The sequence below is a fragment of the Rothia nasimurium genome (assembly GCF_014217215.1).
Taxonomy (GTDB): domain Bacteria; phylum Actinomycetota; class Actinomycetes; order Actinomycetales; family Micrococcaceae; genus Rothia; species Rothia avistercoris.
Genome location: NZ_CP056080.1, coordinates 909,694 through 923,012, shown reverse-complemented (window position 1 = coordinate 923,012; position 13,319 = coordinate 909,694). Strand labels below are relative to the sequence as shown.

Sequence of the window (13,319 nt, the reverse complement as noted above, 5' to 3'; positions counted from 1 at the left end):
CTTATTTACGCTGCTGCATGTGGATAAATACCAGGTAGATACCACCAAAGGCGCCAACGAATCCGCCTACCCAAGCAATCCAGGTTGTACCTAGTAAGTGGTCCAGACCATAGCCTACCAAACTCCAGATACCAATGCCTATCATGACGTACAGAAGTGTCATAAAGGCTCCGGCTGTTCCGCCACCGGCAACCAGGTCGCCAGCAGAGCGCAACTGCTTATCTTGCTTGTACCACTTATCATCGGTGTTGCCCACGGGTGTATGCTCCTTTGCCTAGTTTCATCCTACCGAATCGAAATAGAGGATTCTCTGTTTCGAGATAATTTTCGTTTCAATGACAAGCTGGGCCACCAGCGCCAGGACGGCTCCGGTGAGAAGCCAGCCGTTACGAAAATCCTGCGGTATAGGGGCGAACACTAAGAGGCCGGTGAAAACCATAATCTTGAACGGATACATGGCCGCTAGAGCCGCTGCCGCCGCTTTCATCGACTTCTTCTCAGCCGGTATCACAACCATGATTCCGACCGCGAAACTGAGATAAACCAGGGCAAGCCCCGTAAGGAACCCACCCGCAGCCGGTTTACCTGCGATAAGTACACCAACTATCGTACCGACTAGGGCCAAGATAGCCAAAGCCAGTGAGACAGACCGGAAAATTTTTAACCAGGGCATCTCGTTGATGCCCAGCGGCTTAGGCCCCATTTTTCTGACGCACCTTCCCGAGCATGGTCGGCAAAAAGACGTAAAGAGCCAAGATAAGCACAACTAATAGGGCAGACCAAACAGCATTCTGGGTCTCGAAGGGTAAAGCCAGCACGGTCGCAGCGGTCACCACAAAAGTAGTGAGTGTCACAAGGGTTGCACTGCCCAAGTGGCTGAAACCGACATCCGTCAGGCGCTGATAGGCATGAGTGCGGTGGGGTTTGTACCACTGTTCACCCCGCACGATTCGGCGCAGTAGCGTGGTTCCGGTATCTGTTAGGTAAACCAGCAGAGGGGCAAGGATGTACTCAACATAAACCCCCGAAAGGAAAGCACCCACCGCCATAGAAGCGATAGCTCCCCCCAGGAAGTAGGAACCAGCGTCCCCCAGAAACACATTTTTACCGGTGCGCACGTTCCAGGGCAGGAAGGCCAGGTAGGCCGCAGCCACGGCCGCTCCCCCGGCAAGTAGCCAGGGCATTTGGTTGACCCAGCCCGCGTAGGTATAAGCCCCACCCACGGCAAAGCCGTGCAGGCCCGAGATGCCGTTAATGCCGTCCATAAAGTTCACCACGTTGATGTAGGCGGCGATCGCAAAGACGCCTAGGGGAACCCAGAAGATGGAGGTCCCCAGCATCAGGGTTATTCCCAGAGTGACGATAGCTCCGATGAGCAGCTGGGCCGCAAAGCGAACCTTGATAGAGACCCCTCGATAGTCCTCCATCCAGCCCAGGGCACCCGATGCCACCATGCCAAAGAGCACGAAGAGGGCGATAGACCGATCGGTAAAAATCTGCCCGTCGATGAGGGCAACCAGGTAGGCCAGCACCGCTGCAAGTGCGGTTGCCAGCCCCATGCCACGAAAGACCGGGGAGCTATGGGAAGACCGTGCGGTGGGGATGTCGACTAGGTTCCAGCGATGCAGGAGAGGACGCACGGCGAAGGGTAAGAGTAGACCGGCAACCAGGGCGACAGTAGCAGGTACCAGAAGCAGGGCCAGAAGTTCTGAGGTAGTCATTAGGCCTCCTGCCCCCGGTGCTCGGTGCGGTCGTACCCGCGGTGGCTACGGTAGTTTTCAAGCCAGCGGGCGTAGTCAAGTTCTGCGGGGTCAAGCCTGGGAGCTTGAGCACGCATGATGTTCTCGTTCTCTTCGCTGCGTTCGTGCACCTCGTCCTGGCCAAAAAGCACCTCGTCGCGCTTTTCGCCCGCGCGCAGGCCAATAACCTCGATAGCCACATCGAAGCGCTCATAGAGGCTGCGCATATGCTCCGCCACCTTGAGAATCTTAACCGGCTTGCCCATATCGAGTACCATCACCTCGCCGCTACGTCCGATTGCTCCGGCCAGCATGACCAGCAGGCAGGCGTCCGGAATTAGCATGAAGTAGCGGGTGGCGTTCCGGTCGGTCACGGTCAGGGGGCCGCCGTCCAGGATCTGTTTGGTAAAGAGGGGCTTGATAGAACCTCGAGAGCCAAAAACGTTGCCGAAGCGCACCGAAACATAGTTACGCCCGGTCTTCTCGCCGTACCAGCTCGTCAGCATTTCCGCACTGCGCTTGGACTGCCCCAGGGCTGTAGTGGGGTCGGCAGCCTTGTCGGTCGAGATATTCACAAAAACCTGAACTTCAACCTGAGCTGAAGCCTTAAGCACGTTTGCGGTACCCAGGGTATTGGTTTTGTAGGCTTCCTTGGGGTAAGCCTCAAGGGCAGAGACATGCTTAAGGGCAGCAGCATGAAATACAACCTCAGGTTGACGTTCAACAAAGACCGCCTCTAGGGCCTCGAAATCCCGCACGTCCGCCAGAATAACGCTGGGGTCGTCCAGGCTTGATAGGCCGGTCAGAGAATACCGGGTATCCATGAGTAGGGACTCGTCGCGGTCGAGCATCATAAGCTCAGCCGGCTGGTAGGCACTAATCTGGCGGCAGAGCTCAGAACCAATCGACCCGCCAGCACCGGTCACAAGCACCCGTCGGCCCTGCACATAGCTACGAATGAGGTCATGGTCAATCTTGTAGTCAATTGTGCCGCGAATCTTCTCAAGAAGCTCGCGCTCATTATTCTCTTCACTGCGTCGGCGACCGTGACCAATATCGGGAACAGCAGAGTTGATGCGTATGGTTTCTACGCCCATCTCTTTCATGCTCTGAGCAATGCGGACCAAACGCCGTTCAGGGATCTCCTCACCAATGGCAATGAGCACTTTCTCGGCCTGGTGATCTTTCACCAGAGTAGCTAAATCAGCGCTGGTTCCCTCTACCTTGACCGAGTGAATTCGGGCGTTCCGCACCGACCGGTCATCGTCAACAATCGCTACCGGCAGGTACTTGGCTTTAGGGTCTGTCATCAAGGTTGACACCAGGTTGCGGCCCAGAAATCCAGCGCCGTACACAATCACCCGTTGCACATCTTTACCGCTGGGGCGGTTGGTCTTTTCCTCATAGATTCGCTTGCTGTAGCGGAAGCCCATCATCAGCAAAACTGCGATGGGGAAGGCAATGAGCACCACCGAGCGGGGTACTCCAAAGGCACGGGACGATACCATCAGCAGTATCTGCATAATGATGGTGTTAGCTAATATCAGGGGGTAGAGCTTGCTCCCCTCTTGCAGGGTGCCGTAGCTGTGGACGCCGCGGTAGAGCCCCACCATCAGGCCACCACCGATTTGCAGGGCGACCATCACCAGGGCTACCGTAGTGAGCCCTCCTGCATCAATCTGGCTAAGGTCCATGCCGTAGCGCAGGACAAAGGCAGCGGGAAGGGCTATCAGCCAGGCTAGGGAGTCGAGCCCCATCTGCACGTACTTCCACCAGGTCTTCCGCTCGGTGCTCGATGTCAGAATGGGAATAGAGGTAGTCTGCGGGGACGCTTCTTTAGACATTGCTGCCCTTCTCTTTCTTTCCCTGCGGGGTTCTGCCGGTCATGGCTCTAAAGGCCCGGGTACGCAGTTCTTCTGGTGCTAGGCGGTAGACACCGCGGATGGCTAGGTTCTGGGTGAAGCGTACGGGGCTCAGTAGTCCCCCGGTATAGAGCCTGCGTTGGACCTGGAGGTCCTTGCGCAGGGCTTCTAGCCCACCGCGTCGGGTGTAAGCTGTGGCGACCCGGTAGCTTACCAGGGGCTGGCTCAGGTTGCCCAGGACGAACCCGGCGCGGCTCATACGGGCCCAGAGCCAGTAATCTTCAGCGCCCGGAACCTCAACGTAGCTACCGACAGCCTCCACAGCGCTCTTGCGGAAGACAACGGTGGGGTGCAGAATGGGGTTGCGCTTCGGTAGTGTCTCTCGAATAGCTCTCGCCCCGGTCACCGCCTTCCGTTCGGCCTCGGGGCGGGCGGGGTCGTCCTTAAACTCGTGCATGGCACTGCCCAACACGTCAAAGTGGCCCTGAGCGACCAGAGGTATCTGTTGGGCAAAGCGTTCAGGAGCAGAAACATCATCCGAGTCTGCTCGGGCAACTATATCGTACATACAGTATCCCAGCCCCTCGTGCAGGGCGGCAGCCAGGCCGTGATTATCTTCAAGACGAACCACGGTCACAGGCAGAGAGCTCTGCTCTTCAAAATCAGCGATAACCTGAGAAAGCTCAGCGTTCACGGGGCCATCCTGCACCAGTACCAGCTGGTTGGGCTGCAAGGTTTGACCCTCGGTGTTCGAGGTTAGGGCCAGGCGCAGATGCTCGGGCTGATCCCCGGAATAAACGCTCATCAAAACAGAAAATTTGGGGTCGCTCCCGTAGTTTGCTTTGATACGCTGGGCCAGCTGGGGGGTTTCAAGCTGGTATACACCGTCCAGTACCTCGCTATTGGAGCGATAGCCGGCGGCAGCGTCCTGAAGTCCCTTAAGAAAATAGCCGGTGTAGGTCTTCTTCTCATCGGTGCGCAGCAGGGTGCTGACCCACAGGCGGGCCGTCGAACCGCCGTAGAGCAGCTTCTCCAGCGGAGTTAGGGTGCGACGGGCACAAAAAACCCAGAGCTTATTGCGTACATCGTTGTAGAAACGGGGGCCGGGTTTTGCATCTGTGGTACCAAATGTCTTGGTGTGATGACGGGCTACCGACCTCTCAGTAGCAATACCGTTGCTGTGGTGAATCAGGCGGGTGGTGTATTCAAAGTCGTCGTTCCAGATAAAGAAGTCCGCCAGGGGCAGGTCGGTGGCTCGCATGGCGGCAGCGTCCATCAGGATTGAAACAAAGGACGCCGAGCGGATCGGGCGGGCACCGACAGCAGCTGCCCGCGCGGTACGGTCAGGGCCTGCGGCGAACATGGTGCGCATGGTGTTCATGGGGTGGTCCTCGCCGTTGGTCCACACCACCTTTGAGGCTACAACGGCCGGGCGCTCTGCCCGTACCGGCGAGTAATCAGCCCAAGCCCGGTAGGCCTCAGAGAGGGTATTTTCGGTAGGTTCCGTGTCGTCATCCATGACCCAGACCAGGTCTGCCGCATACCGGTTCAGGGCCCGGTCAATGCCCACGGTGAAGCCGCCTGCACCTCCCACATTCTGCGGTAGGTGCACAATGTCGGTAGCCAGCGAGCTCTTGTAGCCAACCAGAAATTCCTCGGTGCCGTCGGTGGAAGCATTATTGACGATGATGACCGTATCGGGGGTCAGCTCCCCCGCCTCTATCCCGGCTAGGGTCTGTTCAAGCAGCTCACGGCGGTTATACGTTACCACTACAGCGACAATGCGCTCCTGGGGGCGCGGCTGGGGCATAGGGGCAGATACCATGGGCAAACAGGTCCTTTCGTGGGGTGAGGCCACCTGTACACGTGTGTTTATGCCGGGGTCAAGGCAAAATTCACACAACTCTATCTAAGTTTAGCGAATTCACCTGTGGATTAGCCCAGCGCAGGTGGTCAGCTACCCCGAAGCCCACCCCTTTAAAGCCTGTCCTACGTGTAATTCTGCCTGACCTGTGTCACCCTAGGGGTAAGGTCACAGACGACCTACCGGTAACCAGCGCACGGACGGAGTATAGGCATGGCTCAGGCCACATGGAAAGTAATTGGGGCAAGCGGGTTTGTGGGATCATCGATTGTCGCCCGACTGGCTGCTGAAGGTGTTCAGGTTGATGCTGTTGAAGCTCCCCGCCTGCTGACCCGCACAGCCGAAGCTGAGCAGCTCATTCGCGAGGCCCGTCAGCTGGACGGTATCATCGACACTCTCGCCGAGTCTTTCGCAGGGTGCGAGGTAGTCATCAATGCTTCGGGCCTGGCTGCCCCTGATCAGGAAGACCTAGCTCCCCTGTTGGGCGCAAATGCCCTACTCCCTGCCGTTATCGCTATCGCAGCCCAGCGCACCGGTGTCAGCAGGGTGATTCACCTCAGCTCGGCAGCTGTGCTTGGGCCTGTTCCTACGCTCACTCCGAGCGAAGAAACACAGCCTTTCTCTGCCTACTCTTTCTCAAAGGCCCTGGGCGAAGAGGTGCTTCTGGCTCTACGGTCCTTTATCGAAGAAACAGCGGCTCAGGGGCAGGCTCCCGGATCTGAAGCATCAGAATTCCCGGCTGCTCCTTCCCACTCCCCCGTTGCTGTGGCGGGGGACCACGCGGTTGAAATCTGTATCGTTCGAGCCACCAGTGTGCAGGGCCGAGGCCGCCGCACCACCGAGGCTTTCGCAAAAATTGCGTCCTCCCCGCTGGCGTCCGTCGCCGGGCGTACCCCGCGTCGTACCCCGGTATCGTCCAATTACGCCCTGGCAGAATTCGTTTTCAAGGTAGCCAGCTTTCAGAAGGCCCTCCCCGCAATTGTGCTCCAACCCTGGGAGGAGGCAACAACCGAGTCCGTTCTGATAGATGCAGGACGCCGCCGCCCCTTGCATCTACCGGTCATCCTCTGCCGGGCTCTGGTTGCCACCGGTTACAGGGTCTCTGAGCTCCTGGGTGACCGTCTAACCGGCCCCGTCCGCCGGGTCGAGGTGATGTGGTTCGGCCAGGATATCGACGATTCATGGGCTCAAAAAAATGGCCTGGTACCTCAAGCACGGGTGAGCGAGGTGCTTCGCACCGCCCACAGCGCGCTAGGCACCAGGCAGGACCGCAAGTTTGAAAACTAGACGGTAGGAGTTTCGTTGCCCTCGCCATCCGCTTCGGTCAGCGGTCCGGCGGGGGCTTCTTTCTGGGTGCCGAACACCAGCGAACGGGCATCAGCTACCGAGTAGGGCTTAGTATCGCCTTTCACCACGCGAGTCTCAGGTGCGTGAGCGCTTGCTGTGCGACGCTGGTCGACTGCGGCGGTACCGCTAGCACCGCCAACCAGACCCGCAGCAAGCGATCCGGCAGCGGGTGCAGCAGCCTGGCGCCCGGGAATATCTTCCACCTCATCCGCAGCAGATTCGTCCATATGACGCGGTGAGAACTCAGTGTCTTCCACCGCCTCCGTTGCAGCGACTAGAGGGGCTTCTGGTGCCTCGCGGCGGGCCTTCTCCTGGGCCTCGAACTCGGCGCGAGTTAGTACACCGGGCACGACCTCGCGCAGGCGTTCTACTGGAATTGCGCCCTCGCGCACCACGACCAGGCGGTCAGAGGTGCAGTCCACGATGGTCGAAGGTAGGGCGTCCTTGGCTTCAAAGCCCTCAGGGCGGTTTTCGGGGCGGGGGCCGCCGTCGAAAATCACCTCAACGTCGTTGCCCAGCTGGGTCATGGCTTCCTGGGCGGTCGTAGCTGCAGGGCGCCCGGTCTTATTGGCTGAAGAAACAGCCAGCGGGCCCAGGTTTTTCAGAAGCTCAATAGCAACCGGGTCATTAGGAACGCGCAGGGCAACGGTGCCTTGAGTCTCGCCCAGGTCCCAGTTCAGGGAGGGCTGGGAGTAGAAAATCAGGGTGAGAGCACCGGGCCAGAACTCGGTAGCCAGGGCGCGGGCGTCCTCGGAAATCTCGTCGGCCAAACCCGGTAGCACAGACTGGTCGTAAATGAGTACCGGCGGGGGCATCTGCCGGGTACGCCCCTTAGCGGCAAGCAGGTTCCCAACGCCCTCAAAGGAGAAAGCGTCGGTGGCGATACCGTACACGGTGTCGGTGGGGATCACGATGGTCTTGGCTGCACCGATTGCTGAGTTGGCGGTCGCGATGGCGTCGCCCAGGGTCGTGGGGTCGGTTGCACTAACAATGGTTGCTTTCACGCTCATTATTCTTTCACATTCTTAGGTGCCTGGTAGCGGTTTGTAGCCCGAGGTGTGACGGGGTTTACCTGCAAAGTCGTCAATAGATTCGATACCCTCGAAGCCGGCGGCGGCAAGGGCCTGACGCATCAGTTCCCGCTGGGTTTCGGCGTGCTCCATAATCAGATAGCCGCCGGGAGCTAAGAGAGTATAGGCCCGGGCTGCGATGGCGGCAGGTAGCTCCATGCCGTCCTCTCCCCCGCCGTAGAGGGCCAGGGCCGGGTCATGATCGCGAACCTCTGGGTCTTTGGGAATTGCCCCGGCAGGGATATAGGGCGGGTTGGAGGCCACCAGGGTCACGGTTCCCTCGTAGCCGGGTAGGGCCGTGCGCGCATCGCCCGCTACCAGTTCCACCCCGGCTGGGCCCAGGTTACGCTCGGCCCAGGCCGCAGCTTCGGTCGAGAGTTCAACGGCAAGGACGTGCGGGGTCGGCAGCTGCTCATCGGCGGCAAGCTCGGTAGCAAGGGCAGCTGCAATGGCACCTGACCCGGTACACAGGTCAACAACCAGGGGCTGGTCGGGCAGGGCCTCAGCCATGCCCCGGTAGGCGGTGAGGGCGTGTTCCACCAGCAGCTCGGTCTCGGGTCGGGGCACAAAAACCCCCGGCCCTACCGACAAGGTCAGGCCTCGGAAATGGGCCTGGCCGGTCAGGTGTTGGAGGGGCAGTCGCTCACCGCGCAGGGTCACCAGACGGGCAAAGCCCTCAGGTACCGGATGCCCCAGCAGGGCCAGGGACTGAACACGGCCCCGCGATACCGGCTCCCCGGCGTCCTTCTCCAGCAGGTAAGCGGCAAGAAGCTGCGCGTCAGCCGCAGCCGAGTCGATACCGGCTGTGCCAAGATAGAGCGCAGCCCGGCGAAGGGCTGAATCAAGCTCTTCGCCGGGCTTCAGGCTAAAATCAGCCACGCTTATTTGTCTTCCTGCCCGAGCTTCTCAAGGCGGGCTGCCTCGTCCATCTCAATAGCGGACTGCACAACAGCTTCGAGGTCGCCGTTGAGTACGGCGTCCAGGTTGTAGGCCTTGTAGCCGGTGCGGTGGTCGGCAATACGGTTTTCGGGGAAGTTGTAGGTGCGGATGCGCTCTGAACGGTCCATGGTGCGCACCTGGGAGTGGCGCTTCTCGGCATTCTCGGCGTCAATCTGCTCCTGCTGCCAGGCAAGCAGTCGGGCACGGAGCACGCGCATAGCAGCTTCACGGTTCTGAATCTGTGACTTCTCGTTCTGCATAGCAACCACGATGCCGGTGGGCAGGTGGGTAATACGCACAGCGGAGTCGGTGGTGTTCACCGACTGACCGCCGGGGCCTGATGAACGGTAGACGTCAATCTTCAGGTCGTTCTGGTTGATCTCGATTTCCTCGGGCTCATCGACCTCGGGGAAGACCAGCACACCGGCAGCTGAGGTGTGGATACGCCCCTGGGACTCGGTTGCGGGAACACGCTGCACGCGGTGCACGCCGCCCTCGTACTTGAGGTGGGCCCAGACGCCCTCAGCGGGGTCATTCGAGGTGCCCTTGATAGCTACCTGGGCGTCCTTGTAGCCGCCCACGTCGGTGGTCTGGGAGGAAATCATTTCGGTCTTCCAACCCTTAGACTCGGCGTAGCGGGTGTACATGCGCAGCAGGTCAGCAGCAAAGAGGGAGGCCTCGTCGCCGCCTTCGCCACCCTTGACTTCGAGAATGACGTTGCGGCCATCGTCCGGATCACGGGGAATCAGCAGACGGCGCAGCTTCTCTTCAGCCTCGGGCAGCTGGGCTTCAAGCTCCTTGACCTCGTCAGCAAAGTCGGGGTCTTCGGCAGCCATCTCGCGGGCAGCTTCGATGTCGTCGCGCAGGGTATTGACGCGGTTGTAGGCTTCAACGATACCGTTGAGCTCTGAGTAGCGGCGGCCCAGCTTACGGGCCTTGCCCTGGTCCGCGTGGACGGCGGGGTCAGCCAGCTGCTTCTGGAGGTCTGCGTGCTCGTCGAGCAGACCCTGGATAGATTCAATCACGGTGGCGTCCTTTCCTTATTCGCCGTGGCCCAGGCCGCTCTTAGCAACGGTGAGCAGGAATTCGACGTTGGACTGGGTCTCGCGCAGCTTGGAGAGCAGAACAGACAGGGACTGTTCCTGGTCCATGCCGGCCAGCACGCGGCGCAGGCGCCACATAATCTTGACCTCGTCGGGTGAGAGCAGGGCCTCTTCGCGGCGGGTTGAGGACGCGTTGAGGTCGATGGCGGGGAAGATACGCTTGTCTGCCAGCTGGCGGGAAAGGCGCAGTTCCATGTTGCCGGTGCCCTTGAATTCTTCGAAGATGACCTCGTCCATCTTGGAGCCGGTCTCGACCAGGGCTGTTGCGAGGATGGTCAGTGAGCCGCCTTCTTCAATGTTGCGGGCAGCACCGAAGAACTTCTTGGGCGGGTAGAGGGCAGCTGCGTCTACACCACCGGAGAGAATGCGGCCTGAAGCGGGCGCTGCCAGGTTGTAGGCACGGCCCAGGCGGGTCATGGAGTCCAGCAGGACGACGACGTCGCGGCCCTGCTCCACCAGGCGCTTGGCTCGCTCGATGGCGAGCTCGGCAACGGTGGTGTGGTCATCTGCCGGACGGTCAAAGGTGGAAGCGATCACTTCACCGTTGACGGTGCGCTGCATGTCGGTGACTTCTTCGGGGCGCTCGTCTACCAGAACCATCATGAGGTGAACCTCGGGGTTATTGGTAGTAATCGCGTTGGCGATGGACTGCAGCATCAGGGTCTTACCGGCCTTGGGGGGTGCCACAATCAGGCCGCGCTGGCCCTTACCGATCGGGGCAATCAGGTCGATAACGCGGGTACCGAGCTTCTTGGGGTCGGTCTCCAGGCGCAGGCGCTCCTTGGGGTAGAGCGGGGTGAGTTTGTTGAATTCGCGGCGGCCCTTGGACTCTTCGGGGGTCAGACCGTTGATGGAGGTCAGCTGCACCAGGGCGTTGAACTTCTGGCGGTTGTTGTTATCGCCTTCGCGGGGGGCACGGATGGTACCGACCACAGCATCGCCCTTGCGCAGGCCGTAACGCTTGACCTGGGCCAGGGAAACGTAAACGTCGTTGGTGCCGGGCAGGTAGCCGGAGGTACGCACGAAAGCGTAGTTATCGAGGACGTCGAGCACACCGGCGACGGGGATCAGTACGTCGTCTTCGCTAATCTCGGGCTCGTAGTCGTCGCGGCGGTAGTTACGGCGTTCACGGCGCTCTGCCTGACGGTCGCGGCGGTTCTTGCGGTTGTTACGGCGGTCTTCATCAGGGCCGTTGTTGTTCTGGCGGTCGTTCTTGCCGCCGCGGTCGCGGTTCTCGCGATCCTGCTTGTCACCGCGGTCCTGACGGTTATCGCGGTCCTGACGGTTATCGCGGTCCTGACGGTTATCGCGGTCGTTGCGGTCACGACGGTTCTTGCGCTCAAAACGCTCGTTCTTCTCGCCGTTCTCAGCGGAGGCCTCGTTCTGCTCGGCGGAATCGACGTTCTCGCCCCCGTTCTTGCGGCGACGGTCGGTACGGGTGCGCTTGGCGCCCTCTTCGCCCTCATTCTGCTCATTGCGGGCAGCCTTTTGTGATTCCAGGCCGTCAAGGGCAGCTTCAACTGCCTCAAGGGCTGAGGTATCGGGCTTGGTTTCCTTCTGGGCTTCAGCAGCTACGGTTGAGCTGGTCGCACGGCGGTTACCGCGACGCTTGGTAGCGGGCTTCTCAGAAGTAGCTTCAGCAGGTGCTTCAGCGGCTTCGGCGGCGTCCTGCCCCTTGGGCTGCTCTGCTTCGGCAGCCTTCTCAGCTGCGGTCTTACGGGTGCGGGTGCGCTTAGGCTTCTCTGCCTCAGGCTGAGCCTCGGCGGGAGCTTCTGCTTCGGCAGCCTTCTCAGCTGCGGTCTTGCGGGTACGAGTGCGCTTAGGCTTCTCTGCCTGATCTGCGGTTTCAGCAGGACGGTCGGCTACAGCTGAGCCACGCTGGTGGGCTGAAATGGCCTCAACCAGGTCTGATTTACGCATGCGGCGGGCGCCGGTAATACCTAGCTGGGAGGCTAGAGACTGGAGCTGAGCAAGTTTGAGGGTGCTCAGGCTGGGGGACTTCTGCTCAGCCGCTGCTGCGGCCTCCGTACCTGCGGTCAGGTCGGTGTTTTCTGCCACGAAGATTCCTTCTCTCGAAATGTCGTTGATTTCGCGGGTTGTTCTGGCGCAACAGATGCGCCATGCCCAGAGCGGGCGAGTGATAGTTTCAGGGGTCAGGTGACGCTGTCGCTGGGAAAGCGAGAGTATCAGGTGACCCGGGTTCGGGCGCCCGGCTGCACCAAACAGTAGCTGACGGGATACCCGGCAAAGGAACTCCACCACTAGTCAGTGAAAGACGTAAATGAACGGTTGAACCTGCTGAGGCTTCTACAGACCAGCCAAACCGTGGGATGAGGCCAACACAGGCGAGCCCGGGCACGAATAGTGCTGGAGCGTGCTAGGCGGTTTCCTCATAAATAAGCATAACACCTTTAGTGTCGATATCGATATCGAGCACCCGCCAGCTTACAGCCCGGTTCTCGTGCTGATTAGGCTCGCTTTCGGTGGCGAAGGCCTCAATGGCTTCGCGAACTCGGGCGCGTTCGTCCGCCCCGTTGGCCAGAGCCATGACGGTGGGCCCTGCCCCCGAAATCACCGCGGCAAATCCCTTGCTACGCAGGTACTTAACCAGGGCCGCTGAGGGCTTCATGGCAACAGCGCGGTAGGACTGGTGCAGTAGGTCGCTGGTTGCGGGCAGCAGGTAGTCGGGGTAAGACGCTAGTGCCTGGGTCAGCAGGGCCGCACGACCAGAGTTGGCAGCGGCTTCCCTGTGGGGAACGGTCTCGGGGATGAGGCCACGGGCTACCTTGGTCGGCACCTCGTAGTCAGGAATTGCGATGACCGGCAGTACGTTCTCGTGGGCCGGTACGGGCAGGGAGTGCCAGCCCGAGTCGTCCCCGTAGGAGATGACGACGTGGCCGTAGAGGGAGGGGGCCACATTGTCGGGGTGGCCTTCCATACCCGAACAAATCTGTAGTACGGCCTCGTCATCAAGCTGGAGCTCGGCGGGGAGCAGGCCGTTCGCTGCGGTCACGCCGGCCACGATGGCCGAAGCGGACGACCCCATACCGCGAGAATGCGGGATGCGGTTATGGGCTTGAATGTGCAGGGAGGGCAGCTCAAAAAGCCCCACAGCCTTCCAGGCAGTCACCATGGCCTTGATCACCAGGTGGCTGGCGTCCTGCGGAACCTCGTCCGCCCCCTCACCGGTGAGATCGAAGGTCAACTCCCCCACCCCGGGTACGCGGGTGACCGTCAGGTCATCATAGTGGGCCAGGGCCAAACCGAGGGAGTCATAGCCGGGGCCAAGATTGGCTGAAGAGGCCGGGACCGTGACGGTTACGCGCGCACCAACGGAGATTACATCGGGCTGGACGAAAGGCTCGTCTGAGCCGTCGATCATGGGAAGTGACATA

At 60.3% G+C, this 13,319-nt stretch carries 11 protein-coding genes; 1 reads left to right on the top strand and 10 read right to left on the bottom strand.

Features of this window, described 5'->3' with window-relative positions; all coding sequences use genetic code 11:
- Position 1 precedes the first annotated feature (1 nt).
- From HWU94_RS04310 to HWU94_RS04290, 5 genes are read right to left on the bottom strand one after another with little or no spacing between them, the layout of a single operon-like run.
- The gene (locus HWU94_RS04310) at positions 2 to 256 is read right to left on the bottom strand and encodes a hypothetical protein (RefSeq protein WP_185174458.1); all 255 of its coding nucleotides are present in this window, start codon (positions 254 to 256) and stop codon (positions 2 to 4) included.
- Positions 257 to 280: 24 nt separating this feature from the next.
- On the bottom strand, positions 281 to 703 hold the full coding sequence (locus tag HWU94_RS04305) for a hypothetical protein (RefSeq protein ID WP_185174457.1): 423 nt from the start codon (positions 701 to 703) through the stop codon (positions 281 to 283).
- Entirely contained in the window at positions 693 to 1,721 is a 1,029-nt protein-coding gene (locus HWU94_RS04300) for a glycosyltransferase family 4 protein (RefSeq protein WP_185174456.1), read from the bottom strand. The genes HWU94_RS04305 and HWU94_RS04300 overlap by 11 nt, the downstream gene beginning before the upstream one ends.
- Positions 1,721 to 3,583 carry a nucleoside-diphosphate sugar epimerase/dehydratase gene (locus HWU94_RS04295; protein WP_185174455.1) on the bottom strand — a complete coding sequence of 621 codons (1,863 nt, stop codon included), beginning with the start codon at positions 3,581 to 3,583 and terminating at the stop codon, positions 1,721 to 1,723. Before HWU94_RS04295 ends, HWU94_RS04300 begins: the two co-directional genes overlap by 1 nt.
- Complete coding sequence (locus HWU94_RS04290; protein ID WP_185174763.1) at positions 3,576 to 5,426, bottom strand: glycosyltransferase; 1,851 nt, start codon at positions 5,424 to 5,426, stop codon at positions 3,576 to 3,578. The genes HWU94_RS04295 and HWU94_RS04290 overlap by 8 nt, the downstream gene beginning before the upstream one ends.
- Positions 5,427 to 5,678: 252 nt before the next feature.
- Here HWU94_RS04290 and HWU94_RS04285 point away from each other — a divergent pair, with 252 nt between their 5' ends.
- A complete protein-coding gene (locus tag HWU94_RS04285) occupies positions 5,679 to 6,752 on the top strand; it encodes an NAD-dependent epimerase/dehydratase family protein (RefSeq protein ID WP_185174454.1) in 1,074 nt (357 codons plus the stop codon).
- On the opposite strand, the gene HWU94_RS04280 is transcribed toward HWU94_RS04285, so the two are convergent.
- The 5 genes from HWU94_RS04280 to thrB form a co-directional block, all read right to left on the bottom strand.
- On the bottom strand, positions 6,749 to 7,822 hold the full coding sequence (locus HWU94_RS04280; RefSeq protein ID WP_185174453.1) for an L-threonylcarbamoyladenylate synthase: 1,074 nt from the start codon (positions 7,820 to 7,822) through the stop codon (positions 6,749 to 6,751). The genes HWU94_RS04285 and HWU94_RS04280 overlap by 4 nt on opposite strands.
- A gap of 15 nt (positions 7,823 to 7,837) precedes the next feature.
- Positions 7,838 to 8,761 (bottom strand): peptide chain release factor N(5)-glutamine methyltransferase, encoded by a 924-nt coding sequence (prmC, locus tag HWU94_RS04275; RefSeq protein ID WP_244956024.1) that lies wholly within the window; start codon positions 8,759 to 8,761, stop codon positions 7,838 to 7,840.
- A gap of 2 nt (positions 8,762 to 8,763) precedes the next feature.
- A complete protein-coding gene (prfA, locus tag HWU94_RS04270; RefSeq protein ID WP_135011527.1) occupies positions 8,764 to 9,846 on the bottom strand; it encodes a peptide chain release factor 1 in 1,083 nt (360 codons plus the stop codon).
- 15 nt (positions 9,847 to 9,861) lie between these two features.
- A complete protein-coding gene (rho, locus tag HWU94_RS04265; protein ID WP_185174452.1) occupies positions 9,862 to 11,982 on the bottom strand; it encodes a transcription termination factor Rho in 2,121 nt (706 codons plus the stop codon).
- Between the two features lie 319 nt (positions 11,983 to 12,301).
- Positions 12,302 to 13,318 carry a homoserine kinase gene (thrB, locus tag HWU94_RS04260; RefSeq protein ID WP_244956023.1) on the bottom strand — a complete coding sequence of 339 codons (1,017 nt, stop codon included), beginning with the start codon at positions 13,316 to 13,318 and terminating at the stop codon, positions 12,302 to 12,304.
- Position 13,319 lies beyond the last annotated feature (1 nt).

Bases quoted from the DNA above. Each gene is read 5' to 3' on its own strand.
- HWU94_RS04285 (WP_185174454.1), top strand. From the start codon at position 5,679: ATGGCTCAGGCCACATGGAAAGTAATTGGGGCAAGCGGGTTTGTGGGA.
- thrB (WP_244956023.1), bottom strand. From the start codon at position 13,318: ATGTCACTTCCCATGATCGACGGCTCAGACGAGCCTTTCGTCCAGCCC.
- HWU94_RS04305 (WP_185174457.1), bottom strand. From the start codon at position 703: ATGGGGCCTAAGCCGCTGGGCATCAACGAGATGCCCTGGTTAAAAATT.
- HWU94_RS04290 (WP_185174763.1), bottom strand. From the start codon at position 5,426: ATGGTATCTGCCCCTATGCCCCAGCCGCGCCCCCAGGAGCGCATTGTC.
- HWU94_RS04280 (WP_185174453.1), bottom strand. From the start codon at position 7,822: ATGAGCGTGAAAGCAACCATTGTTAGTGCAACCGACCCCACGACCCTG.
- HWU94_RS04295 (WP_185174455.1), bottom strand. From the start codon at position 3,583: ATGTCTAAAGAAGCGTCCCCGCAGACTACCTCTATTCCCATTCTGACA.
- HWU94_RS04300 (WP_185174456.1), bottom strand. From the start codon at position 1,721: ATGACTACCTCAGAACTTCTGGCCCTGCTTCTGGTACCTGCTACTGTC.